Below are 26,790 nucleotides of genomic sequence, written 5' to 3' on the forward strand. Positions count from 1 at the left end.
AAGTGGGGACGTGCCCCCGGGTCGGTGTCGGAGCCGACGGCGGCGTAACTCGGTAGGATTCAAAGCATGGAAGCCGCGCAGGAATCCCCGGACCGTCCGCCCCTTGATGTGAACGCCCTCAGTGATGAGGTGTTCCTCTCCGCCAACGGCATTCCGCGGCTGACGGTGGTGGACTCCACCGGCTCCACGAACGCGGACCTGTTGCGCGGTGTCACCGAGGATCCCGCCGCGTACCCGGATCTCACCGTGCTCACCGCCGAATACCAGAGCGCCGCCCGCGGCCGCCTGGACCGCCGCTGGGAGTCGCCGGCCAAGAGCTCGGTCTCGGTCTCGCTGGTGCTGCGCCCGGTCAACGCCGAGGGGCGGCCGCTGCCGACCCAGAGCTACTCCTGGCTCTCGCTGCTGGCGGCCCTGGCGCTGCGCGAGGCGCTGCTGGAGACCGCCGGCATCCCGGCGGAGCTCAAGTGGCCCAACGACGTCCTGGTGCGGGGCCGGAAGATCGCCGGCATCCTGGCCCAGCTGGGCCCGATGGCCGGCGGCGCCGTGCCGCCCGTCGTGCTGGGGACCGGGCTGAACGTCACCCTCACCGAGGCCGAACTCCCGGTGCCCACCGCCACGTCCGTCCTGCTGGAACAGCCGACGACGGTGGACCGGACCGAGCTGCTCAAGAGCTACCTGTCCCGGTTCGCCACGCTCTACCGCAGCTTCTGCAACGCCGACGGCGATCCCGCCGCCGGGATGGCCGGCGGCCCCTCGCTGCACAAGCGGGTCGAGCACCTGCTGACCACGCTGGGCAAGCAGGTCCGCGCCCAGCTTCCCGGCGACCACGAACTTATTGGCCACGCCACCCGCCTGGATGACTACGGCTCACTCATGGTGGTTGACTCCGGGGGACACGAGCACGTGGTGACGGCCGGCGATGTGGTGCACCTGCGGCCCTGGACTCCTCCCGGCCAGAATTCGGGTCACGAAAGCGGTTATGCGTAAAGAGCTCTTCCCGGGCGAGCAGGTGATTGTGGTGACCCGGCCGCAGCCCAGGGCCCTGATTGTCCCGGCGCTGCTGTTCATCCTGGTTCCGGCGCTGGCCGCCTACGCCAGCGCTTGGATTGTGAAGGGCGGACCCGCCCGGCTGGCCCCGCTGATCAAGGAGTCCACCAGGGAGTGGACGCCGTGGCTGATCGGGGCGTGCATTACGCTGGCAGCCTGGGTGCTGCTGGGGTATTGCCTGCCGAGAGTCATGAGCTGGCAAGCCACCAAATACATCCTGACGAGCCAGCGGCTGGTGATCCGGTACGGCATGCTGCGGCGGCGCGACCTGCAGGTCTCCCTGGCCACCATTCGTAATGTGGTCATCCATCAGTCGTTGCTCCAACGCGTATTGCGGTCCGGGAATATATCCTTGGATACCGGGTACCCCTCCAGCACGGTGGTCCCCGATGTTCCGGAAGCCGCAACGTTCCGCAACTTCGTCCTCGACGCCATTGACGACCTGCCGCAGGGCGGGGTCCTGGGCGCCGGGGGAGGGCCGTACAACGCCGACGGGGCCTGGCCTGACGAGACGAGAGAAGGTGGAAGAGATGAGCGCTGAGAACGTACGCCGCGAAGCAGGACTGCTGGCAGAGGAGCCGTCACACGTTTCTGATGCCTTCGTCGAGACCGCCAGCCTCGAAGCAGCCGTCCTCGATTCCATCGCCGAAGGCACGGAGTACCCCGCGGAGTCCGCCGCCGGTGAGCAGACCGGCGCGGAACCGGCTGAACCCGACGACCCCGATTCCGTGGACACCGACTCGGACCCGGCCGACGCCGAGTTCGAGACGGAAACCAGTACCGCTGCCGACGCCGGCCCCGCAAGCACCGCAGGGACGGCTGCCGCAGCGCCGCCCACCGGAACCATGTCCGCCGAACGCATTGCCCTGAAAGCCCTCGAGCAGCGGCTGCTCGGCGGCGAACGCAAGCTCCGCCGCCGCGAAGTCGCGTCCGGCGCCGGACTCTCCCTGCTCTCCGCCCGGAAACTGTGGCGGGCCCTGGGCTTCCCCAACATCGGGGACGAGGACGTTGCCTTCACCGAACGCGACCAGTCCGCGCTGAACACCATCGTGGACCTGGTCCGCGCCGGCAAACTCACCGAGGAAGCCGCCATCTCCGTGACCCGCGCCATCGGCCAGATGACGGACCGCATGGTGGTCTGGCAGGTCGAGGCCCTCGTCGAGGACATGGTCCAGAACCAGGGCGTCACCGACGCCGTGGCCCGCAAGCGGCTGGTCGGCGAACTGCCGTCCCTCGTGGACGCGCTCGAGGAAATGCTGCTCTACTCCTGGCGCCGCCAGCTCAACGCCGGCGTCCAGCGCCTGGCCGTGCGCGCCGAGGCCGGGCTGGCGTCCAGCGAGGAAGGCCGCGAAGGCGACGAGGATGACGCCCCGCTGCCGCTGGCACGGGCCGTCGGCTTCGCGGACCTGGTCTCCTACACGAGCCTGTCCCGCCGGATGAACGAAAAGACCCTCGCCCAGCTGGTGCAGCGCTTTGAGAACAAGTGTGCCGAGATCATCTCGGTCGGCGGCGGGCGGCTGGTGAAGACGGTCGGCGACGAGGTCCTGTACATTGCCGAGACCCCCGCGGCCGGCGCCGAAATCTCCCTCGCCCTCTGCCAGGCCTTCACCGACGACGAAATCCTGCCGCAGGCCCGGGTGGCCATGGTGTGGGGCCGCATCCTCTCCCGGCTGGGTGACATCTACGGCCCGACGGTGAACCTGGCGGCGCGGCTCACCGCGCTGGCGGATCCGGGCACGGTCCTGGTGGACTCGATGACCGCGGCCGCGCTGGAACAGGACGACCGCTTCGTCCTGCATCCGCGGCCGGCAGAGGACGTCCGGGGCTTCGGCGAGATCCACCCGGTGCAGCTGCAGCGCGGCAGCGGCCGCGGCCTCGTTCTGGACTAGCGGGCCCCTGAGCTGCGCCGATGCCGTTCCCCTCGACGCGACGCGCCCGGGGTTTCTCTAATCGATAGCTAATATGCGATAGTCAAAGCTATCCGACACCAGCCAAGGCCGATGCCCCATGCTTGGATGCCGTGACTCTGGGGGACACCGCACACATGAAGACCTTGCTGTCAGCACTGCGGCCAAAAACCCGCCGACCGGGTGCGGCACGCCCACTCACCGCCCGCCGCAAACGCTTCCTGGCCGGAACCGGCCTTGCTGCCGCGTCCGCCGTCCTCATCACCGGCGCCGTCATTTATCCGGGGTTTAAGACCACTGAGGTGGAGTTGAACGATGGTGGGGTGTGGGTGGTGTCGAAGTCCAAGAATGCGGTGGGGCGGTTGAATTATCCGTCGCGGGTGCTGGATGGGGCGGTGACGCCGGCGAGTACGACGTTTGATGTGTTGCAGGATGCCGGGACGGTGTTTGTGGATGACAGTGCTGGTTCGACGTTGAACCAGGTGTCGGCGGCGAACATGCGTTTGGGTGGGGATAAGAAGTTGCCGGGGTCCGCGGCGGTGAGTTTCGGGTCGCAGGTCATGTCGGTGACGGATGCGGCGAAGGGCACGGTGTGGGCGCTCTCGCCCTCGACGGTGAATGGGTTTGATGCGGAGAGTTCGGAGCCGGTGGTGACGGGGTCGGCCGGGACGGTGTCGGCAGTGGGGGCGGATGACCGGATTTACAGTGCGGATCCGAAGTCCGGGCAGGTCACGGTGACGGCTGTGGATGCCGGGGGTGCGGTCACGGATTCGGCGGTGAGTTCGTGGGACGGGCTCAAGGGTGCCGGGGATCTGCAGCTGGCGGTGGTGGGGGACCAGCCGGTGGTGCTGGATGCGGGGCGGGGGAAGTTGTTCCTGCCGGGCGGGCGTGAGCTGGCGTTGGCGGAGGCGCGGGATGCGAAGCTGCAGCTCTCGGGTCCGGCGGCGGACGCGGTGGCGGTCGCGACGCCGAAGGCGCTGCTGCGCCAGCCGCTGGATGGTTCGACGGCGAAGACGGTGACGTTCGGCGGGCAGGGTGTGCCGGCGGCGCCGGTGCAGCTGGCCGGGTGCGTGCATGCGGCGTGGTCGGGGGCGAACAAGTATGTCCGTGAGTGCGTCAATGATGCCGATGACAAGACGGTGGATGTGCCCAAGGCCAGCGCCTCGCCAAATTATGCGTTCCGGGTGAACCGGGACCTGGTGGTCCTCAATGACGTGAATTCCGGCAATGTCTGGCTGGTGAACCAGAACATGCAGCTGGTCAACAACTGGGACGACGTCATCCCGCCCAAACAGACCTCCGACGACGCGGACAAAGACTCCGCCGACGAGGTCCAGCAAACCGTCCTGCCGGACCGCACCAAACCCAACAGCGCCCCCGAGGCCAAGCCGGACAGCTTCGGCGTCCGCGCCGGCAAGACCACCATCCTCCCTGTGCTCGACAACGACACCGACCCCGACGGCGACATCCTCACCGTCCGCGCCCCCGACCCGGTCAAATCCGGACTCCTGGCCCCGATCTACGGCTCCACCGGCTTCCAGGTCAGCGTCCCCGCGGACCGGACCGGCGCCGAGACCTTCAAATATTCGGCGGACGACGGCCGCGGGCTCTCCGCCTCCGCCGACATCACGCTCACCGTCATCCCCGCGGGGGAGAACTCCGCGCCGCGGCAGAAACCCAACCGGAACACCTCCCTCGTAGTGCAGTCCGGCAAGCTCGTCACCCAGAACATCCTCCCGGACTGGATCGACCCCGACGGCGACGACCTCTACGTCGTCTCGGCCACCAGCAGCGACCCCCGGGACCAGGTCAAGGCCCGTCCCGACGGACTGCTCAGCTTCCAGGATGCCGGCGCCGAGCCCGGCCGCAAGATCGTCACCGTCACGGTCTCCGACGGCCAGTCCAGCACCGAAGGCAAGATCACCGTCGATGTCCGGGCCCCCGGCGCCCTGCCGCCGATCGCCAACGCGGACCACCTCGTCGCCGTCGCCGGGGTGGACACCGTCATCGCCCCGCTCAAGAACGACTCGGATCCCCAGGGCGGAGCGCTGCGCCTCGCCCAGGTCACCCCGGACGGCAACTCCACCGCCACGATGGGCGCGGACCAGCAGACCTTCACGTTCAACTCCACCGCCCAGGGCGCCCACTACGTCACCTACCTGGTGACCAACGGCCCGGCCAGCGCCCAGCAGCTGGTCCGGGTCGACGTCGTGCCCGGCAACGGCGACGGCGCCCCGGTGGCCGTGCGGGACACCGCCCTGCTCCCCAGCGGCGGCAGCGTCCTGGTGGATGTCCTGGGCAACGACTCCGACCCCTCCGGCGGCGTGCTGGTGGTCCAGTCCGTCACCGCCGAGGACGGGCTGCCCGTGAGCGTCTCCGTCCTGGACCACTCGGTGGTCCGGATCACCGACATCCGCGCGCGGGGCCAGCTGAATGTCACCTACACCATCTCCAACGGCAAGTCCTCGGCCAGCGGCGAGATCGCCGTCCTCGTGGTCCCGGCCCCCGCCAAACTGCAGGCCCCGCAGGCCAAACCGGACGAAGCGACCGTGCGGGCCGGCGACGTCGTCACCATCCCGGTCCTCGAGAACGACACCGACCCCAACGGCGGGAAGCTGACCCTCGAACCCGTCCTCGCGCAGCAGCCCGACGCCGCCGACGGCCGCATCTTCCCCGCCGGCAACACCCTGCGCTTCATCGCCGGCGAAGCGCCCAAAACCGTGTACGCGATCTACAAGGTCACCAACGACTCCGGACAGTCGGACTCCCAGCAGCTCACGATCCGGATCCAGGCCCGCGACGACGAGCGGAACACCCGCCCGGAACCGAAAAACCTGACCGCCCGCGTCGTGGCCGGCATGGTGGTCCGCATCCCCGTGCCCCTGGACGGCATTGACTCCGACGGCGACTCCGTCCAGCTGATCGGCGTCGACAAGGCCCCCGCCATGGGAACGGCCGTGGTCAAGGACGGCTACCTCGAATTCACCGCCACCGGCAACGCCGCCGGCACGGACACCTTCAGCTACCGCGTCCGGGACCGGATCGGCGCCGAAAACACCGGAACCGTCATTGTCGGCATCGCCCCGCCGGAAGCCAACAACCAGAAACCCATCGCGATCGACGACGCCGTCGACGTCCGCCCCGGGCGCAAGATCGCCGTCGACGCCCTCAGCAACGACTCGGACCCCGACGGGGACCCGATCAGCCTGGTCTCCAACGCCTTTGAGGCCCGCCCCGAGCTGCAGGTGGAGGCAGCCGACGGCGGCAAGGTGCTCCTCACGGCCCCCGGCACCGCCGGCAACGAGAGCGTCAGCTACAAGATCCAGGACGACAAAAAAGCCCAGGGCAGCGCCGTGATCCGCGTCCGGATCAGCCCGGACGCAGCCCTCAAGCTCCCGGTCGCCAAGGACGACGTGGTCACGCCCGCGGAGACGCTGGGCAAGTCCGCCGTCGACGTCCCGGTCCTGAAGAACGACTCGGACCCCGACGGCGTCGCCTCCGAACTCAAGGTCTCCCTGCCGGACGGCACCCCGAACGCCCGCGTCGGAGGTGACGGCAACGTCGTCGTGGCCCTGGTCCCGAAGGACCAGCTGGTCCCGTACACCGTCACCGATGTGGACGGCCAAAGCGCGACGGCGGTCATCTGGGTTCCCGGGCAGGGCGAGCAACACCCCAGCCTGGCGCGCACCGACGTCGTTGAAGTCATGGCCGGCCAGGAGATCACCCTCGACCTGAACGAGTACGTCCGGGTCCGGGACGGGCGCACCCCGCGCATCACGCAGGTGGACAAGGTCCGGGTGCAGGGGGCCGCGACGGAGAACGTCGTGGCCGGGAACGGCTCCGCGCTGCGCTACGCCGCGCTCAAGGACTACGTCGGCCCCGGCTCCGTGACCTTCGAAGTCACCGACGGTACCGGCCCGGACGATCCGCAGGGCCTCACTTCGACCCTGAGCATCATCACCAAGGTTCTTCCCGACCCGAACGCGAACCACCAGCCCACCTTCAGCGGCACCGATCTCGAGGTGCCGAAGGCCGAATCCGTCAGCCTGGAGCTCGGCAACCTCGCCAAGGACGTGGACTCCGGGGACCAGGAGAAGCTCAAGTTCGAACTCGACGGCACCCTGCCGGACGGGTTCCGCGCCACGATCGAAGGCCAGACCCTCAAGGTCACCGCGGAAGCCACCATCACCGCGGGACGCCAGGGGACCATCCCGCTGAAGGTCACTGACGGCCGCTCCGAACCGGTGACGGCCACGGTGGCTGCCACCGTCGTCGCCTCCAACCGGCCCCTCCCGACAGCCAACGAGGACGTCATCGAGGGTGCCAACGCGGGCAGGACCGAGACCATCAACGTCCTGGCCAACGACTTCAACCCCTTCAGCGAGACTCCGCTGAAGATCATCTCGGCGACGGTCGAAACCGGCTCCGCCGCCGGCGCCCCGGCCGTGAACGGGGACTCAATCACGGTCACTCCCGCCGAGGGCTCCAAGGGCGTGATGGTGATCCGTTACACCGTGCTGGACAAAACCGAGGACCCCACGAGGCAGGCCAGCGGCAGGGTGCGCATCACGGTCCGGGACAAACCGGATGCCCCCTCTGCCCCGTCCGCGACGGACGTCCGCAGCCGCACCGCCGTGCTCAAGTGGGCCCCGCCCTCGGACAACGGCGCTGCCATCAGCAAATACACCGTCAGTTCCAGCGGCTTCAGCCAGGACTGTGCCACCACCACGTGCACGCTCAGCGGCCTGACCAACGACGTCAAGTACGTTTTCACCGTCACCGCCACCAACGAGGTGGGGGAGTCGGCGCCCTCGGCGGCGTCCAACGAAATCCGGCCCGATGAGAAGCCGTCCCCGCCGGAGGCCCCGACGGTCAAGGCCGGCGACAAGAACATGGTGATCAACTGGGCCCCGGCCAAGACCGAGGGCTCGGCCGTCAAGAGCTACAACCTGGAGATCTCCCCGCCGCCGGCCACGGGGATCGGCGTGAAGAACGGCGTCACCGGCCTGAACTACACCTGGCCGGGGCTGACCAACGGCGTGCGGTACAAGGTGCGTGCCCAGGCCGTCAACGAGCTTGGCCCGTCCGAGTGGGGGATCTACTCGGCCGAGGACAACCCCGCCGGGGTCCCGGCAGCCCCGGCGGCACCAACGACGGCGGTGGCCTCCGCCGTGGGCACCTCAAACCAGCTCAAGGTGAACTGGGCCGAACCGAACACCAACGGCGACGCGATCAGGAACTACCACGTCACCATGAGCGGCGGCGGCGGGGCCACCCAGACCCAGCTGGTGGCCGGGACGGTCCGGACCGCGAACTTTACTGCGAACAACTCCGAGGCGTCCTACACGTTCACCGTCCAGGCCGAGAACAAGGCCGGCAAGGGCGCCGTCAGCGCAGAGTCGGCACCGCGCCGCGCCACCGGCAAGCTCTCGGCGGTCTCCGGCGTGAGCGCCACCGAGGCCAGCACCGGCGGTGCGGGCCGGGCCGTGACGATCGACTTCCGGGAACTCACCAACGCGGAGCGCAACGGCTCGGCGGCCAATGAGGTCAGCTACACGTACCGGGCGAGCACCGGCCAGTCCGGCCCGATCAGGCCCGGGCAGACCGTGGGCGGGTTCACGAACGGGGCCGCCACGACCATCACGGTGACCGCCAACTCCACCGTGGCGCCAAGCTCGGACGCCAGCACCGGGGCCGGCGCCACGCCGTACGGCGCGCCCGGGACCCCTTCGGCGTCCGGCCAGAACGGCGCGGAGAACCAGAAGAGCCTGAGCTTCAGCTGGAGCTCGCCGTCGACCTCGACCAACGACGTCGCCTACACCCAGATCAAGATCGACGGCGGGGGCTGGGAACGGGTCGCGGCGTCCGGAAGCCGGACGGTCAACACCGCCGGCTTCGATGAACGGCACACCATCCAGGTCCAGACCGTCAACTCCCTCGGGACCGGCGGCCCGGCTGCCTCAGCCTCCGCCCAGTCCGGACCGCCGCAGCGCATCTGGACCACCCGGGTCAAGACCTCGGATCCGGACTTCGTGCGCACCTGCACCTACACGCAGGGCGGCTCGAACTACCGTCCCACTCCCTACTTCGACTGCGACGGCGTCAACAACGGCGACTCGCCCCCGTGGTTCTACAAGAACAGCGGGGAGACCATCGTGGTCAAGTGCTACATCGTGCAGAACGACAACTGGACCAACTCCCCGGACACCGAGTGGTACCGGGTGGAATCAGGCTCCAACCGGAACGTTGGCCGGTACATCATCGCGGGGCACACGCAGCTTGGTGCGCCGTACAGTCTCGGGATTCCCCGATGCTGAGCGCCGGAGGGAAGTCCTGCCCATCGCACGCCCCCGGCATGTTGGGTAGGCTGTCGCGGGAAGTGAGGGCCTGGTCTCGGGTCCGCCACGGGAATCACAACGCCGTTCTGAAGGAAATCTGAAGCTGTGACACGTCTTTTCGCCACGCTGGGGTCCAGGAAGCCGGGCTCTGCTCATCCGGTGTCACACAAGCGGCGCAACAAGTTCATCGCCGTCACCGCCTCCATCTCCGCTGCCGCGGTGCTGGTCACGGCTGCCGTCATTTATCCGGGGTTTAAGACCACTGAGGTGGAGTTGAACGATGGTGGGGTGTGGGTGGTGTCGAAGTCCAAGAATGCGGTGGGGCGGTTGAATTATCCGTCGCGGGTTTTGGATGGGGCGGTGACGCCGGCGAGTACGACGTTTGATGTGTTGCAGGATGCCGGGACGGTGTTTGTGGATGACAGTGCGGGTTCGACGTTGAACCAGGTGTCGGCGGCGAACATGCGTTTGGGTGGGGATAAGAAGTTGCCGGGGTCCGCGGCGGTGAGTTTCGGGTCAAAGGTCATGTCGGTGACGGATGCGGCGAAGGGCACGGTGTGGGCGCTCTCGCCCTCGACGGTGAATGGGTTTGATGCGGAGAGTTCGGAGCCGGTCTTGACGGGCTCGGCCGGGACGGTGTCGGCGGTCGGGGCCGATGACCGGATTTACAGTGCGGATCCGAAGTCCGGGCAGGTCACGGTGACGGCTGTGGATGCCGGGGGTGCGGTCACGGATTCGACGGTGAGTTCGTGGGACGGGCTCAGGGGTGCCGGGGATCTGCAGCTGGCGGTGGTGGGGGACCAGCCGGTGGTGCTGGATGCGGGGCGGGGGAAGTTGTTCCTGCCGGGCGGGCGTGAGCTGGCGTTGGCGGAGGCGCGGGATGCGAAGCTGCAGCTCTCGGGTCCGGCGGCGGACGCGGTGGCGGTCGCGACGCCGAAGGCGCTGCTGCATCAGCCGCTGGATGGTTCGACGGCGAAGACGGTGACGTTCGGCGGGCAGGGTGTGCCGGCGGCGCCGGTGCAGTTGGCCGGGTGTGTGCATGCGGCGTGGTCGGGGGCGAACAAGTATGTCCGTGAGTGTGTCAATGATGCCGATGACAAGACGGTGGATGTGCCCAAGGCCAGCGCCTCGCCAAGTTATGCGTTCCGGGTGAACCGGGACCTGGTGGTCCTCAATGATGTGAATTCCGGCAATGTCTGGCTGGTGAACCAGAACATGCAGCTGGTCAACAACTGGGACGACGTCATCCCGCCCAAGAACCAGTCCGATGACCAGGACCAGGAGTCGGCGGACACCAATACCGTCAACGTCCTGCCGGACCGCACCAAACCCAACAGCGCCCCCGAGGCCAAGCCGGACAGCTTCGGCGTCCGCCCGGGCCGCACCACCATCCTGTCCGTGCTGGACAACGATTCGGACCCCGACGGCGACGTCCTCACCGCCTCCGTGGGCGACAACGGCCCGGCATCCGGCAGCCTGGAGAACATCTACGGCGGCACCGCCTTCCAGATCACCGTCCCGGCCGACGCGAAGCCGGGCACCGAAACCTTTGGCTACAACGCCGCCGACGGCCGCGGCCTCTCCGCCGCCGGAAGTGTCACGCTGAACGTCGTCGGCCCCGACGAGAACACACCTCCCCTGTTCAAACGCGGCGAGCCCACCACCATGCTGGTGGAGCAGGGCAAAACCGTCAGCCAGAACATCCTCACCGACTGGACCGACCCCGACGGCGACGACCTCGTGCTGATGGAGGCCAAGGCCGACAACGACCAGGACCAGGTCAAGGTCCGCCGCGACGGCCTGCTCACCTACCAGGACTCCGGCGCCGCGCCGGGGAAGAAGTCCGTCACCGTGACCGTCTGGGACGGCCGCGCCACCAGCACCGGCAAGGTGACCGTGAACGTCCAGCCTCCGGGAGCCCTGCAGCCGGTGGTCAACGCCGACCACGTCACCGCCGTCGTCGGCCAGGACCTCGTGATCGCGCCGCTCAAGAACGACGTCGACCCCAACGGCGGCGCGCTGCGCCTGGCCCAGGTCGAAGCCGCCGGCACCGCCGAACTGGGTCCCGTGACCGACGGCGGAACCTTCACCTTCCGCAGCAGCACGCCCGGCCCCATCTACCTGACGTACATCGCCAGCAACGGCCCGCAAAGCAGCCAGGGCCTGATCCGGGTGGACGTCGAATCCGGCAAGGACGCCGGCAACCCCGTGGCCGTCCACGACGTCGCCCTGATGCCCGTCGGCGGCAGCGTGCTCCTGGATCCGCTGGCCAACGACTCGGACCCGTCCGGCGGCGTGCTGGTGCTGCAGTCCGTCCAGCTGCCCGAGAACGCGACCGCCTCGGTCAGCGTGATCGACCACAGCGTCCTGCGGATCACCGACGTCATCGGCACCAAGGACCCGTTCACCTTCCGCTACACCATGTCCAACGGCACCAAATCGGCCACCGGCAGCGTCTCCGTCGTTCCAGTCCCGGCTCCCGCCGTCGTCGAGGCCCCGCAGCCCAAACCGGACGAGGTGAACGTGCGGGTCAACGACGTCGTCACCATCCCGGTGCTGGCCAACGATACCCACCCCCAGGGCGAGAAGCTCAGCGTGGATCCCGTCCTGCCGCAACCCGTCCCCGAAACGGACGGGAAGAGCTTCGTCTCCGAAAACACCCTCCGCTTCATCGCCGGGGCGGAACCCAGGACCGTTCGGGCGATCTACAACGCCGTCGACCCGCAGGGCCAGAAGAGCGCCGCGGCCGTCACCATCCACATCCTGCCGCTGGAGGGGGCGGAAAACTCCCGCCCGCAGCCGAAGAACCTCACCGCCCGTGTTGTCGCGGCCGGGTCCGTGCGGATTCCGGTGGAGCTCGACGGGATCGACCCCGACGGTGACTCCGTCCAGCTGACCGGGATCGACAGCACCCCGGCGATGGGCACCGCCACCGTGGGCAGCAACTTCATCGACTTCACGGCAGCCGGCGACGGCGCCGGCACGGACACGTTCCGCTACAAGGTCGTCGACCGGCAGGGCGCCGTCAACACTGGCACCGTGACTGTGGGCATCGCCCCGCGCGGGGACACGAACCAGTTGCCCACCCCGGTGGACGACGAGGTCAAGGTCCGCCCCGGACGGCAGATCGCCGTGGACGCCACCGGCAACGACACCGACCCCGACGGCGACCCGATCCGGCTCCTCAGCGACGGAATCGAAGCAGCCCCGGAACTGCAGGCCACCGTCAGCAAGCAGTCTTCCCGCATCATCCTGCTGGCCCCGGGCGAGGAAGGCACCGTCAACGTGCGCTACTCCGTGGCGGATGACCGCGGCGCCACGGCGCAGGCCGCCATCGCCGTCAAGGTGCAGCAGGACGTGCCGTTGCAGGCCCCGATCGCACGCGATGACCGGGTGACCTCCGCCCAGACCCTCGGCAAGACCGCCGTCGACGTCCCCGTCCTGAAAAACGACGAGGACCCCGACGGCGTGGGCGAGAACCTCAAGATCGCCACCGACGCCAAAACCGCCCGGCCCGGCGCCGAGGGCACCATGATCGTGGAACTGACCGAACAGCCGCAGCTCATCCCGTACACGGTCGAGGACCTCGACGGCCAGAAATCCACCGCCATCATCTGGGTTCCGGGTGTCGGCCAGCAGGTCCCCACCCTGGCCAAGGACGAGGTGATTGAACTCGTCGCCGGGCAGTCCGTCACCGTGGATCTCAAGGAATGGGTCAAGGTCCGCGAGGGACGCTCGCCGCGCCTGACCCAGACCGACCGGATCAAACTGATCGGCGCCGACGGGTCAGACCCCGTCGCCGGCAACGGCACCGCCCTGAAATACACCGCCGGCCAGGACTATGTGGGCCCCGGCTCGCTCAGCTTCGAAGTCACCGACGGCTCCGGCCCGGACGACCCGGCCGGACTGAAGTCAACCCTCAGCATCCGCACCAAGGTGCTCCCGGACCCCAACCGGAACAACCCGCCGGTGCTGCTGGGCAGCCCGGTGGAGGTCCCCAAGGCGGACTCCACCACCACCGACCTCGCCAGACTGACCACCGACCCGGACGACGGCGACGTGGACCGGATGAAGTACGAATTGGCGGGCGGCGTCCCGGCAGGATTCGACGCCAGCATCGACGGCACGTCCCTGAAGTCCTCCGCCAAGGACGGCACCGCCGCCGGAGCCACGGGAGCGGTCCAGGTCAAGGCCACGGACCCCCGCGGGCTCGAAGCCACCGCGACCTACCAGCTGACCGTCACCGCCTCCAACCGGCCCAAGCCCGTGGCCAACGACGACGCCGAAGCCAACGCCGCCGCCGGCAAACCCGTCACCGTGCGCGTGCTGGACAACGACGCCAACCCGTTCCCCGAGACGGCGCTGAAGATCGTCTCGGCCTCGACCGAAACCGGCCAGGGCTCCGCCGCCGTCACCGGGGACACCGTGACCGTGACACCGGCCGACGGGTTCTCCGGAACCATGATCGTGGCCTACACCGTGGCGGACAAGACCGGGGAAGCGTCCCGCTACGCGACGGCCCGGATCCGGCTGACGGTCAAGGACAAGCCGCTGGCGCCGACCACGCCGCAGGCCGGGAGCGTGGGGGACAGCACCGCCCTGCTGAACTGGGCGGCCTCTGCCGACCGCGGTTCGGCCATCACCCGGTACACGGTCTACGGCGAGGGCGGCTACCGCCAGGACTGCCCGGCCAACTCCTGCACCCTCACCGGGCTGGCCAACAACTCCAAGTACCACTTCCAGGTCACGGCCACCAACGCCCTGGGCGAATCCGAGCGGTCCCCGGCCTCGGCCGAGGTGCGCCCGGACGTCAAGCCGGACACCCCGGCCGCGCCGGCCGTGAAGTTCGGCGACACCCAGCTGACGGTCACGTGGGCGGCCCCGGCGTCCAAGGGCTCGCCCGTCAAGTCCTACGACCTGGAAATCTCCCCGGCACCGGCCGGGCAGAACGCCCAGATCCAGAACCTGAGCTCGGTGAGCTACGTCTGGAAGGGCCTCAAGAACGGCGTGGCCTACAAGGTGCGCGTCCTGGCCCGCAATGACGCCAAGGAACCCTCCGAATGGAGCGCCTACTCGGCGGCGGAAATCCCCGCCGGGGTGCCCGCCACCCCGGCGGCACCGAACGCGACGGCGGCGGGCTCGGTGGGCAGCCAGAGCCAGCTCAAGGTGAACTGGACGGCCCCGAACAGCAACGGCGACGCCATCTCCAGCTACACGCTCACCACCCTGCGCGGCGGGGCCGCCGTGGCAACCCAGAAGGTATCCGGCACCACCCAGAACGTGACCGTGGACAACTCGGAGGCGGGCTACACCTTCACCGTGTCCGGCACGAACAAGGCCGGCACCTCCGGAACAAGCGCCCAGTCCGCCGCCGTGCGCGCCGTGGGCAAACCGGCGATGGTCAGCCAGCCGTCGGCGACCCTGGTGGATACCGGCGGCGACGGCGGCAAGATCGACGTCCGCTTCACCGCCCTCACCGCCGAGCAGCGCAACGGCTCCAGCGCCGGTGAAATCACCTACAAATACAAGCTCACCTCCGGCGCCGGCAGCGGCAACATCCCGGCCGGCGGCGGGGTGGTGGCCGCCCCCAACGGGACCGCCACCGCCGTGGTGGTCTGGGCGGTCTCCTCGCGCAGCTCCAGCACCGGCGACGCCAGCCCCGCCTCAGCGTCGGTGAATCCCTACGGACTCGCCTTCGCGCCGGCCGTGACCGGAGCGAGCAAGCCCCAGGGCGACAAGTCCGTCTCCTGGACCTGGACCCAGCCCAACGGCAACGGGCGTCCCGTCACCGGCTACCAGTACAGCCTCGACGGCGGCGGCTGGGTCACCACCGACCAGCGCTCCTTCTCCACCGGTGCCGGCTACAGCGAGACCAAGACGCTGCGCGTCCGTGCCGTCAGCGGCGGCCAGCCCGGACGGATCGGCAGCGACACCTCCCGCAGCGGTGCGGAGCCGCCGCCGCCGGTTCCGACGTCCCAGATCCAGGCGCACAACAGCACGTGCCCCGGCAAACCCGGCGAACCGGACACCTACAATCCGAGCGGGCCGTCGTGCGGCGTCGGCTGGGTCGAACGGTCCGAAGGCAGGCTCACCATCAACTGCACCAAGGACATCTACGGCAACGGAACCCCCTGGTTCCGTGTCACCGAAGGCAGCCACCCGGGCTGGTTCGTCAAGTCCACCACCGTGGATCTTTATGGCACCCGGCCGGGCGGCTGCTGATGCGGGCACCGAGACTGACTCCCGGAGACAGCGGGCCCCCCCGCCGGCGGCACACCCAGCAAGTTCACCCAGAACAGATTCACCCAGTACAGATTCATCCAGCACAGAATCACCCAGACCAGAAGAGGACCACCCCATGACCATGACCACCGAACAGGCCGAATGGTTTTCCGGCACCTTCGAGAAGCTCGTCGCCAACGTGGGCCAGGCCGTCCTGGGCAAGACCCACGTCATCCGGCTGACCTTCACCGCGATGCTCGCCGAGGGGCATGTCCTCTTTGAGGACGCCCCGGGCACTGGCAAGACCATGCTGGCGCGGGCCCTCGCGGCCACCGTCCAGGGCTCCAACAACCGCATCCAGTTCACCCCGGACCTGCTGCCCTCGGACGTCACCGGTGTGACCATCTACGACCAGAAGACGCAGAAGTTCGAGTTCCACAAGGGGCCGATTTTCAACAACATCGTCCTCGCCGACGAAATCAACCGCGCCTCGCCGAAGACCCAGTCGGCACTGCTGGAGGTCATGGAGGAATCCCGCGTCACGGTGGACGGCACCACCTACGAGGCCGGCCGGCCGTTCATGGTGATGGCGACCCAGAATCCGATCGAGCAGGCCGGCACCTACCGGCTGCCCGAGGCCCAGCTGGACCGCTTCCTGATCAAGACCTCCATCGGCTACCCGGACCACGCCTCCACGGTGCAGCTGCTCGGCGGCGCCAACCTCAAGGACCGTTCCAAGGTCCTCACACCGGTCATCACCACCCAGGCGATCGCGGACATGGCCGACCTCGCCGCCACGACGCATGTGGACACCGCCGTGCTCGAATACATCGCCCGGCTGTGCGAGGAGACCCGCAACGCCCCGGAAACCCGCCTCGGCGTCTCCGTCCGTGGCGCCCTCGCCATGGTCCGCGCCGCCAAGGTCTGGGCCGCCAGCCAGGGACGCAACTTCGTGCTGCCGGACGATGTCAAGGACCTGGCCGCCGTCGTCTGGACCCACCGCTTCGTGATGGACCCGGAAGCCGAATTCTCCGGTGCCACCCCCGAGGCGGTGCTGACGCGCGTCCTCGCCGCGGTCGCCGCGCCGCAGCAGCGTGCCGCCCTTGTCTCCTAGCACCTTGTCTCCCAGCACCGGGTCTCCTGGCACCGGCTAGCAGGCCGCCCGGCAGCACCGCCCGGCAGCACCGCCTGCCACACCGGCACCCCGAACACCCAGCACGAACAAAGGCACCCATATGTCCTCCAGCACTCCGCTGACCCGGCTTGCTGAACGCCTGCAACGGCCCTTCCACCGGGACGGCAGGCCTACCCGGCTGCATCCCGGCTCCCTCTGGACCGAGGCGGGAAGCACGGCAGGCCTGGCCCTCGCCCCGGCCTGGCGCGCCGTCCGCGCGCTGTGGCTGCGCTACGTGTGGCCGGTCCTGTCCGTGGTGAGCCTGCTGGGCTGGTTCGTGCTGGCCGCCTCGATCCTGCTCTGGACCGTCGGCCAGGCGTTCGGCTGGCAGGAGGCCAAGGCGGCAGCGATCGCCGCGTTCGTCCTGTTCGTGCTCGCCGTCGGCTTCATCCTGGGCCGCTCCTCCTACGGTGTCGTCCTGGATCTGGCGCGGACGCGGGTGGCGGTGGGGGACAGCGCCGTCGGCAGTCTTGCGGTCTCCAACACCTCCGCCCGTCCACTGCTGGCCGCGGACCTGGAACTCCCGGTCGGGGCCGCCACGGCGGTGTTCCACCTGCCCCGGATGAAACCCGGGCAGGTCCACGAGGACCTGTTCACCATCCCCACCGCGCGCCGCGCCGTGATTGTGGTCGGTCCGGTCCGTTCGGTCCGCGCCGACCCGCTGCACCTGCTGCGCCGCCAAGTGCTCTGGACCGAACCCGAGGACCTGTTCGTGCACCCCAAAACCACGGCGCTGGCCGGCTCGGCCGCCGGATTCATCCGCGACCTCGAGGGCATGCCCACCACGGACCTGTCCAGCGCCGACGTGTCCTTCCACGCGTTGCGCGACTACGTGCCCGGCGACGACCGGCGGCACATCCACTGGAAGACCACGGCCCGCACCAACAAGCTCATGGTCCGCCAGTTCGAGGAAACCCGCCGCGCGCACCTCGCCATTTCGCTGTCCATCCACACGGACGAATACGCCTCCGAAGAGGAGTTCGAACTAGCCATCTCCGCCGCCGCCTCGATCGGGCGGCAGGCCATCCGCGAACAGCGTAACCTCGATGTGCTCACCCAGAAGGGCCCGCTGCGCTGCGAAACCGGCCGCAACATGCTCGATGACATGACACGGATCGTCGGCGCGCCGCAGCGCAAGACCGCCGTCGACCTCGCCCGGAGCCTTGCGGACACCGTGCCCAACGCCTCCGTGGTCTTCCTGATCGTGGGCAGCAACGTCACCGCCACCCAGCTGCGCTCCGCCTCGGCCGCGGTGCCCCTGGGCGTGCGCACCCTCGCCGTCCGGCTCCAGTCCGGTGCCGCCCCGGCCCGGGCCGCCATCGGGGACCTGACCGTGCTGACCCTCGGCGACCTCTCGGACCTGGCCATCGTGCTGAGGAAGGCGGCAGCATGAGCACCGCAACCCCGCTCCGCTCCCGCAACCGGGCGGCAGCTGCGAAGCGTTCCGGCTTCACCGGCGGCCAGCCGCTCTGGCACCTCGGGCTCGACGCCGGTGCCCTCACCGTGTTGCTCGGCCTGGGCGTGCTCGGCTTCAGCCTCAGCTTCGGCGGCGACCCCTACTACCTGGTCGCTGGTTTCGGCGGCATCCTGCTGGGCCTGGCCCTGGCGGCGGCCGCGGTGCACTTCCGGCTCGGACTCCTGATCACCGCTGCCCTGACCCTTGGCGTGTACCTCGTCTTCGGCACCGCCCTGGCCGTCCCGGAGGCCTCTTTCGCCGCGGTGCTGCCCACCGTCGATTCGCTGCGCACCCTGCTGCTCGGCGTGGTGTTCGCCTGGAAGGACATGCTCACCGTCGGGGTGCCGGTCGGCACCGCCGGCGGCACCCTGATTGTGCCGTTCCTGAGCTCGCTCCTCACCGCACTGGCCGCCGGGCTGCTGATCTGGCGGCTCAAGAGCCCGTACTGGCCGCTGCTGCCGGTGCTGGTCCTGTTCGTCACCGGCATCGCCTTCAGCACAAACGCCGGGTTCCTTACGGTGGAACGCGGCATCTCACTCACCGTCGTCGCGATCGCCTGGGCCACGTTCCGCCGCGACGCGCTCCGCCGCAGCGACACCCGCAAGGTCTCCGTCAACCGGCTGGAGACGGACGAGGCCACCGCCCGGGCGGCCACGCTCCGCCGGCTGGGCACCGCCGCCGCGGTGATCGCCGTCGCCGTGGCGGTCACCGCCGTCGCGTCCCCGCTGGTCACCGCCAGCGACGACCGCCGCGTGCTGCGCAACACGATCGTCCCGCCGTTCGACCCCAAGGACTACGTGACGCCGCTGGCGAGCTTCCGCAACTTCGTCAAGGACAAAAAGGACGACAACCTCTTCGTCGTCAAGGGCCTGCCCAGGGATGCCCGGGTGCGCCTGGCCGCGCTCGACTCCTTCAACGGCACCAACTACAACATGGATCCGAACGGCTCCGGCAGCTTCAGCAAGGTGGGCGACGCGAAATCCCTCAACACCCTGGCCGACTCCACCGGGATTGTGCCCAGCAACAACTACACCCTGGACATCACGATCGAGGACTACCAGGGCTACTTCCTGCCCGGCGGCCGCAAGACCACCGGCATCAGCTTCGCCCGCGACGGCTCCGGCGCCGCGTCCGGCCTGTATTTCAACGCCGGCACGGACACGGCCGTGACCACCAAGGGCCTGGCGAAGGGCGATGCCTACCGCGTCCAGGTGGCCGATCCCGCCACCCTGGAGCACGGTCAGCTGACGCAGTACGGCTTCGCGCCGATGTCCCTCCCGGACCCCGCCGAGGTGCCTCCCGTCGTCGGGTCCCAGGCGAACGACCTCGCCGCCGATGCCCCCACCGCCATTGACCGGGTGCGCCAGATCGAGGCGCACTTCCAGAAAAAGGGCGCCTTCAGCAACGGCCTGATCGCCGACGGCCAGCTGCCCAGCGTGTCCGGCCATGGCGCCAACCGCGTCCGGAGCCTGCTCACCGCCAAACAGATGCTGGGCGACGACGAGCAGTACGCCGTGGCGATGTCGCTCATGCTGCGCCACCTCGGCATCCCCTCCCGCGTGGTGATGGGTTTCTACCCGGATCCCAAGAGCCCGGAAAACGGCGCCGGCGAGGTCAAGATCACCGGCAAGGACGTTCACGCCTGGGTCGAGGTCGCCTTCGACCGCGTGGGCTGGGTGTCCTTCGATCCCACGCCGCCGAAGGACAATGTGCCGATCCCGCCGGATCCGGAGAACAAGTCCAAGCCCAAGCCGCAGGTGCTGCAACCGCCGCCGCCGCCGCAGGAGCCCGCGGACCTTCCGCCCGACTCCTCACCGGATGCACTCGATGCCGACGAGAAGAAGAACAACCCTTGGCTCTTCTGGGGCCCCCTCCTCACGGCTGTCGGCCTGGCGCTCATCCCGATCGCGATCCTGGCGCTGCCGCTGCTGCTGATCGCCCTGCTCAAGTCCCGGCGCCGGAAGGCCCGCTTCAGCGAGGGCCCGCCGGCGCAGCGCGTCGGCGGCGGCTGGAACGAAGTCGTCAGCCTCGCGACGGACCTCGGCGCCGGGGTGGACAGCCGCGCCACCCGGCGCGAGTCCGCCGTCGTGCTCGCCGGTGCGTTCCCGGCCGCCGGCGGAACCACCACGCTGCTCGCCCACCGGGCCGATGCGGCGATCTTCGGCGCCGGCCAGCCGAGCGAGGACCAGGTGCGGCAGTACTGGGAGACCGTGGACGGCTCGCTCAAGGAAATGACCGGAACGCTTGGCTTCTGGGGCCGGCAGCGGGCCCGGTTCTCGCCGCGCTCCCTGCTGGCCGACGGCCGGGCCGCGCTCACACTGCGGGGCCTCCAGCCGGGCCGGACCGGACATCCCGGCCGGAAGCGCGCGGCGCCTGCCGGTCCGGAAAACCCTGCCGGTACAGTGGAGTCCGGTCCGCCGCCGGCGGCCCGCCTTGATGCTGCCGGCACCCCGGCCGACGCTAGCCAGACCGCCAGGAAGAACCGCACCAAGCCATGACCGACCACGCCGAGCTCTGCCCGCGCTGCCAGCAGCCGCTCCGCCGCGGGGCCGCTTTCTGCACCTCCTGCGGGACGCCACTGAGCAACCGTTCCGCGCGGAACGTCCGCAACGTGCGGGAGCTTCCCGCGGCCCGGGACCCGCAGGAGATCCACCCGCCGGGTCCCGGCGCCGCGGACGCCCGGAACCCCGCCGCCGGGCACCCCGGCCTGATCCCCGGTAGTATCCCGGTAACGCAGGGCCCAGCCACGGGCCGCGGACCAGGGGGAGGACCGGCCATGCCGAACAAGCTTGAACTGGTTCCTGCCGCTGCCGGAAAGCGGCTGGGGGCCGCCGTGCTGGACTGGCTGCCGCCGGTCACCATCCTGGCCATCCTGCTGGCGATCGGTTTCGCCGGAGTCACCAGGAGGCAAAGCGGGGGCTTCATCGTCTACGACACCTCGTCCCTGGTGCTGTTCGGCGGTGTCGGCGCGGGCCTCGCCCTGGTCTACACGGCCGTTGCCGCCACACTCGAGGCCCGTTCCGGCGCGACCCCCGGCAACCGGCTGATGGGCATCCGCAGCACGGATGCCGACGGCTTCGCCCCGGGCGGGGGAGCGGTGTTCCTCCGCGGCCTCATCACCGGCGCCGGCGTGCTGCTCGCCGTGGCCGCTGCCGCCGCGGTTGTGATCTTCCAGTGGTTCGGCGTCGCCCTCCTGGTGCTGGGACCGCTCCTGTTCCTGGGTGCGGCCTGGGCTGTCCTGGTGGTGCTCTCCAACACGTGGGACCGCAACGGCCGCCTCCGCGGCTGGCACGACACCGCCGCCAAGACCCTCGTCTTCGACGTCAAAGCCGGACGCAATCCGATCACCACCGGCGGCATCCAGGGCCCCTACAGCTTCGCGCCGATGGACCTCCCCCCGGTGCAGCAGGTCCTGTCGCCGCTGGCGGCGGGATCGGCCGCCGCAGCCGCCGCCCCTGCCGCCGCCGCTGCCGCCGCCACGGTTGCGCCGGTTGCGCAGGTTGCGCCGGCGGCTCCGGCGGTGCACGATCCCAACCAGTGGCAGCCGCCCGCGGCGCCCGCGCCCGCCGTCGAACACCGGCCCGGACAGCCGCCGGTTCCCCACGCCGCCTCGTTCGCGCCGCCCGCCGCGGCCTTTCAGCCGGGCACACACCCCGACGACGACCACGACCGCACCCAGGTCCGGGGCGACACCCACGCCCCGGTCACCGTGGCGATGCTCCGGATCCGGCTGGACGACGGCCGCGACATCGAGCTGGACCGCACCGTGCTGATCGGCCGGAACCCCGCCGGACACCCCGGGGAGGACACCGCGCAGTTGGTCCCGGTCGCCGATCCAGGCCGTTCCATTTCCAAGACCCACCTGCACCTGCTCGCCGGAAGCGGGGGGATCTGGGTCACCGACCGCGACTCCACCAACGGCAGCTCCGTCACCACCCCGGACGGTATCCGTACCGCCCTCGCGGCGGGGGAGCCCACCCACGTCCGCCCCGGGTCCACCGTGCACTTCGGTGACCGCTCCTTCTACCTAGGACAGGCATGATTCCCCAGCCGGCCGCCGTTCCCACCCCAGCCAATTCCGACGCTGCCCCCGGGCCGGCACCGGACAGCCCCCCGGGCCTGCGGCTGAACGCCGGCTACGGCACGGACCGCGGCCTGCGCCGCGAGATGAACGAGGATTCCTTCATTGCCGCCGATCCCGTCTTCGCTGTCGCGGACGGCATGGGCGGGCACGAGGCAGGGGAGATTGCCAGCGGCATCTGCGTCCGCACACTCGCCCGGATCCCGCAGCTGGCCAGCGGAGGGCGGGACGCGACCGCCGGCGTCGTGCAGGAGTACCTGCTGATGGCCGACGAAAGCATCCGCGAGGCAACGGGCGCCCGCGCCGGGACCACGCTGTCCGGCGTTGTGGTGGTGGAGCAGATGGGGGTCCCGTACTGGCTCGTCCTCAACATCGGCGACTCCCGGACCTACCGGCTCAGCCAGGGAAAGCTCAAGCAGGTCAGCGTGGACCACTCCGAGGTCCAGGAACTCGTGGACGCCGGACAGATCAGCCAGGCGCAGGCCGCCGTGCACCCGCGCCGCCACGTGGTGACCCGGGCCCTGGGCACCGGCGACGAGATCGAGGCCGACTACTGGCTGCTGCCCATCGAGGAGGGGGACAGGATCCTGGTCTGCTCCGACGGGCTCAACGGCGAACTCGACGACGAGCACATCTCCAATATCCTGCGCTCCCGGACGGACCCGCAGGCGGCCGTGGATGAACTCATCCAGGCGGCCCTGCGCAGCGGCGGCCGGGACAATGTCACCTGCATCGTCGTGGACGCCACCAATGTCAATAACGACGACGGCGCCGCCCGGACCGCGCCGCGCAGCGCCGCCGCGGCGGAGGACGAGGACACCCTGCCAAGGACCGACGCCCTGGACCTGACGCCCGCCGGGGAACCGGTGTCCGAAGGACAGGATTCGGCAGGACAGGTTTCTGAAGGACAGGGCAAGGACCCGAATGATGGCAAGTAAGCCCGCCGCTGCCGCGCGTTACACTCCCGGCAGCTGGCTCGGTCTGGTGCGCTCCGGAACCGTGGTGCTGCTGCGCCCGGACACCGCTCCGGCCCTGGTGGACTCACTGTGGGAGCTGCTGGCCACCGGCCCCGAGGCACACGAGGTGCTCGACGCGGTCTCCTCGGCCTCGGGCGGTTCGCTCGCCCGGCTGCCGTGGTTCGCGATCGTGGCACGCCGCGGCCCCGTCCAGGTGTTCCTGCGCGGCGAGATCGACCTCACCGTGGACCTGCCCTCCGGCCCGGTGGACCTGAGCGGCCGGGAGGTCACCACCTGGGCGGAACGGCGCTTCGCGGCGGCCAACGGATTCAGCCTGACCATCCCCGCTGCCGACGCCTCAGGCAATTCCGGCGCCGCACGGACCTCCGGCGCCGCGGCGGACCTGCCGCTGGCTGACGGGGTGGTCCTGCTCCAAGGCCTGCGGGTGGACTTCACCGGTGCCGCCGTGCCGGCGGTCCCTTCGATCCCTGCCGCGGCGGCCGCTGCCGTTGTGGCCGATCCGGCTGCGGCGGACGCCGGGGCAGCGGCCGAAGCAGCAGCGACAGACGATGCTGCGGTGGACGACGAAGTCCTCGCGGCCGCCGAAGCAGACATCGCCGCCGAGCTCAGCGAGCACGGCGCCTCCGCGGAGACCGTGCTGGAGTTCCCCGATGAGGACCTCGAGCTGGACGGAACCCTGCACGGTGAACCGGAACCAGTCCCCGAACCGGAACCCGAACCCGAACCCGAACTCGAACCCGAACCCGCACCGGCGCACGACGCCGAACCCGCAACGGCCGTGAGGGAACCAGCACCGTCCGCGGAGCAGCCGGCCGCGGCACCGGAACCTGCCGAACAGGAGCCCACCGGCAGCTACGACCACCTCTGGGAGCAGACGGTGATGCGGAACATCGAAGACGCCGCCGTCCGCGAGGACCCCGACGCCGAACCCGCCGTCGAGTCCGCCGCGGACCCCATCAGCACCGGCTCCGCAAGCACCGCGTCCGCCGGCGCGGAGCCTGAGCCGGCCGACGCGCAGGAGGCCGCAGAACCCGAAGCCGCCCTTGCCCCCGCGCCGGAACTGTCAGCGCCGCCGCGCCCGGCGCTGCCCACCGGGCTGATCGACTCCGTCCCCTGGAACACCGGCGGCGACCGACGGTCCCAGGGGCCCGAGGCGTCCCAGGCGCCCGAGGCGTCCCAGGCGCCCCCGCCCGCGTTGGCCCCTGCGCCCGCGCCTTCCGCGGCGCTGCAGCCGTCGGCCCCGCTGCCGCCTGTCCTGCAACTTCCTGTTCGGCAACCGCCTGCCCCGCAGCCCGAAGCGGATGCGGACCATGACGGCCAGACGATCATGAAGAGCGAGCTCGCAGGGGCAGGCCCGCGGCCGGCCGGCGCCCAGCGCCCGTCCGCCGGACCGGCGACCGAACCGGCCACCGGACCCATGGTGCTGGCCCGTGTCTGTCCGCAGGGCCACGCCAATCCCTCCACCAAGTCCCAGTGCGGCCGCTGCGGCCAGCCGCTGCCCGGTGACGGCGTCCAGGTCCGGCGGCCCCGCCTGGGCCGGATGCGCCTGTCCACCGGCGAGCTGATCGACCTTAACCAGTCGCTCATCGTGGGCCGCCAGCCCTCGGTCTCGCGCGTCCAGGGCGCCGTGATGCCCAAACTGATCCAGGTGGCGAGCCCGAGCGGGGACATTTCCCGCTCGCATGTGGAGGTCCGGCTCGAAGGCTGGCACGTTATGCTGTGCGACCTCAAGGCCACCAACGGCACCGTGCTCGTCCGCGAGGGCCAGTCCCCGCGCCGGCTGGCCCAGGGTGAGATGGCGATCCTGCTCGACGGCGACATCGCGGAAGTCGGCGACGGCATTTCGCTGCGCTTTGAGGAGATCCCGTGAGCTCAAAACGGCCCGTAGCCCCGCCGCCAGTCATCCCGGGCTTCACCTATATCAGCCTGCTCGGCTCCGGCGGCTTCTCCGATGTGTATCTCTACGAACAGGACCGGCCGCGCCGCAAGGTGGCCGTCAAGGTGCTGCTCTCGGACCTGAAAACCGAGGGCGCCCGCCGCCGCTTCGAATCCGAAGCCAACCTCATGGCGCAGCTGTCCTCGCACCCGTACATTGTGACGATCTTCGAAGCGGAGATCACCGACTCCGGGCATTCCTACCTCGCCATGGAGTACTGCTCCCGGCCCAGCCTGGACGTCCGCTACCGGCGGCAGCGTTTCAGCGTGGACGAGGTCCTGGCCATCGGCATCCAGGTGGCGTCCGCCGTCGAGACCGCCCACCGGGCCGGGATCGCCCACCGGGACATCAAGCCCGCCAACATCCTGGTCACGGACTACAACCGGCCCGCCCTGACGGACTTCGGCATCTCGGGCACCCTGGCCGGGGACACGGACGAGGACGCGGGCATGTCCATCCCCTGGTCCCCGCCGGAGCAGTTCACCGGCGACCATGTCGACGGCGTCCTGGTGGACGTCTGGGCGCTCGGCGCCACGCTGTACACCCTGCTGGCCGGACGGTCCCCGTTTGTGCTGCCGGGGGCGGACAACTCCCAGCGTGAGCTGATCTCACGGATCACCAACCTGCCGGTGCCGAAACTGGGCCGCGCCGACGTGCCGGAATCCCTGGAACTCGCGCTCTCGACGGCGATGGCCAAGTTCGCGTCCTCCCGCTACTCCTCGGCGCACGCCTTCGCGCTTGCCCTGCAGCGGGTCCAGGCCGAACTGAACCTCTCCGTGACGTCGTTCGAAGTCCTGGAGGAGCCGCGCCCCGAGGAAAACCAGCCGGACGACGGCTTCGAGGAAACCAGGGTCCGCAGCGTCGCCGCGATCGACCCGGACGCCACCGGCAACGCTCCCACCTTCCCGGCCAGGTTTCCCGGCACGGACACGGGTTCCGCTCCCGACAACGCCACGACCTTCAACAACGCCGCCGCTTTCCACAACGCAACCGCCCCCAACAAGGCAACCGCCTACAACGATTCGACCGTCCAGCGCCCGGCGCTGCCCGGCTTCGCTGCCCCCGGCGCCGCTGGGACCGCAGGCGCCCCGTCCGGCGGCCGGACCGGCGAACGGACTTCCGCACCCGAGGACGACCTGGCGGCCACGGTCAACCGTTCCAGCGCGGCGGCTCCCGCCGGCGACGGCGACGAGGATGCGGGGGAGCAGCCCGCCGGCCATGGCCGACGCAAGCTGCTGCTCTCCATCGTCGGCGGCACCGTCCTGGTCGCCGCCGTCGCCCTCGGGGTCGTGGCCGGCACCACCCGGCCCGAGCCGGCGCCGAAAGCCACGGATCAGATCAGCAAACCGCCCGCGGACGCCCTGGACAACGGCACCGTGCCGGACGTCACCGGGCTGGCCGGGGCGGCCGGTCCGGCCGGGAAGGTCAGCTTCACCTGGACCAACCCGCAGCCGAAAACCGGCGACAGCTACAAATGGCGGGTCCACACGCTCAAGGGCGGAGGGGAGTACCAGTCGTCCGCCGGGCCCGCCGCGGAGATCGCGGCGAACCCGGCCGAACCCAGCTGCATCCAGGTCATGATCGTCCGCAGCGACGGGGCTTCCTCGCCGCTGGGCCCGGATTCCATCGCCTGCGTCCCGAATTAGCAGCAC

General features: G+C 69.9%; 12 protein-coding genes. All 12 read left to right on the forward strand.

Annotated elements, in window-relative coordinates:
- Positions 1 to 66 precede the first annotated feature (66 nt).
- The 12 genes from AC06G6_RS05815 to AC06G6_RS05870 all read left to right on the forward strand — a co-directional run bounded on the left by AC06G6_RS05815 (position 67) and on the right by AC06G6_RS05870 (position 26,784).
- Complete coding sequence (locus tag AC06G6_RS05815) at positions 67 to 987, forward strand: biotin--[acetyl-CoA-carboxylase] ligase (RefSeq protein WP_479827221.1); 921 nt, start codon at positions 67 to 69, stop codon at positions 985 to 987.
- A complete protein-coding gene (locus AC06G6_RS05820; protein WP_479827223.1) occupies positions 980 to 1,588 on the forward strand; it encodes a PH domain-containing protein in 609 nt (202 codons plus the stop codon). Before AC06G6_RS05815 ends, AC06G6_RS05820 begins: the two co-directional genes overlap by 8 nt.
- On the forward strand, positions 1,578 to 2,936 hold the full coding sequence (locus AC06G6_RS05825) for an adenylate/guanylate cyclase domain-containing protein (protein WP_479827225.1): 1,359 nt from the start codon (positions 1,578 to 1,580) through the stop codon (positions 2,934 to 2,936). Before AC06G6_RS05820 ends, AC06G6_RS05825 begins: the two co-directional genes overlap by 11 nt.
- Before the next feature lie 155 nt (positions 2,937 to 3,091).
- The gene (locus AC06G6_RS05830) at positions 3,092 to 9,271 is read left to right on the forward strand and encodes an Ig-like domain-containing protein (protein ID WP_479827228.1); all 6,180 of its coding nucleotides are present in this window, start codon (positions 3,092 to 3,094) and stop codon (positions 9,269 to 9,271) included.
- Between the two features lie 180 nt (positions 9,272 to 9,451).
- Positions 9,452 to 15,514, forward strand: a complete 6,063-nt coding sequence (locus tag AC06G6_RS05835; RefSeq protein ID WP_479828552.1) for an Ig-like domain-containing protein — start codon at positions 9,452 to 9,454, stop codon at positions 15,512 to 15,514.
- A gap of 136 nt (positions 15,515 to 15,650) precedes the next feature.
- Positions 15,651 to 16,628 carry an AAA family ATPase gene (locus AC06G6_RS05840; protein WP_307458886.1) on the forward strand — a complete coding sequence of 326 codons (978 nt, stop codon included), beginning with the start codon at positions 15,651 to 15,653 and terminating at the stop codon, positions 16,626 to 16,628.
- Between the two features lie 121 nt (positions 16,629 to 16,749).
- Positions 16,750 to 18,081, forward strand: coding sequence for a DUF58 domain-containing protein (locus AC06G6_RS05845; RefSeq protein ID WP_479827230.1), 1,332 nt, complete (start codon positions 16,750 to 16,752; stop codon positions 18,079 to 18,081).
- Positions 18,078 to 20,642 (forward strand): transglutaminase-like domain-containing protein, encoded by a 2,565-nt coding sequence (locus AC06G6_RS05850; RefSeq protein WP_479827232.1) that lies wholly within the window; start codon positions 18,078 to 18,080, stop codon positions 20,640 to 20,642. The genes AC06G6_RS05845 and AC06G6_RS05850 overlap by 4 nt, the downstream gene beginning before the upstream one ends.
- Complete coding sequence (locus AC06G6_RS05855; protein ID WP_479827234.1) at positions 20,639 to 22,186, forward strand: RDD family protein; 1,548 nt, start codon at positions 20,639 to 20,641, stop codon at positions 22,184 to 22,186. The genes AC06G6_RS05850 and AC06G6_RS05855 overlap by 4 nt, the downstream gene beginning before the upstream one ends.
- On the forward strand, positions 22,183 to 23,163 hold the full coding sequence (locus tag AC06G6_RS05860) for a PP2C family protein-serine/threonine phosphatase (RefSeq protein ID WP_479827236.1): 981 nt from the start codon (positions 22,183 to 22,185) through the stop codon (positions 23,161 to 23,163). The genes AC06G6_RS05855 and AC06G6_RS05860 overlap by 4 nt, the downstream gene beginning before the upstream one ends.
- Positions 23,150 to 25,072 carry an FHA domain-containing protein gene (locus tag AC06G6_RS05865; protein WP_479827238.1) on the forward strand — a complete coding sequence of 641 codons (1,923 nt, stop codon included), beginning with the start codon at positions 23,150 to 23,152 and terminating at the stop codon, positions 25,070 to 25,072. Before AC06G6_RS05860 ends, AC06G6_RS05865 begins: the two co-directional genes overlap by 14 nt.
- Positions 25,069 to 26,784, forward strand: coding sequence for a serine/threonine-protein kinase (locus AC06G6_RS05870; protein WP_479827240.1), 1,716 nt, complete (start codon positions 25,069 to 25,071; stop codon positions 26,782 to 26,784). The genes AC06G6_RS05865 and AC06G6_RS05870 overlap by 4 nt, the downstream gene beginning before the upstream one ends.
- Positions 26,785 to 26,790 lie beyond the last annotated feature (6 nt).

This window comes from Arthrobacter sp. CJL-S3, assembly GCF_056711635.1.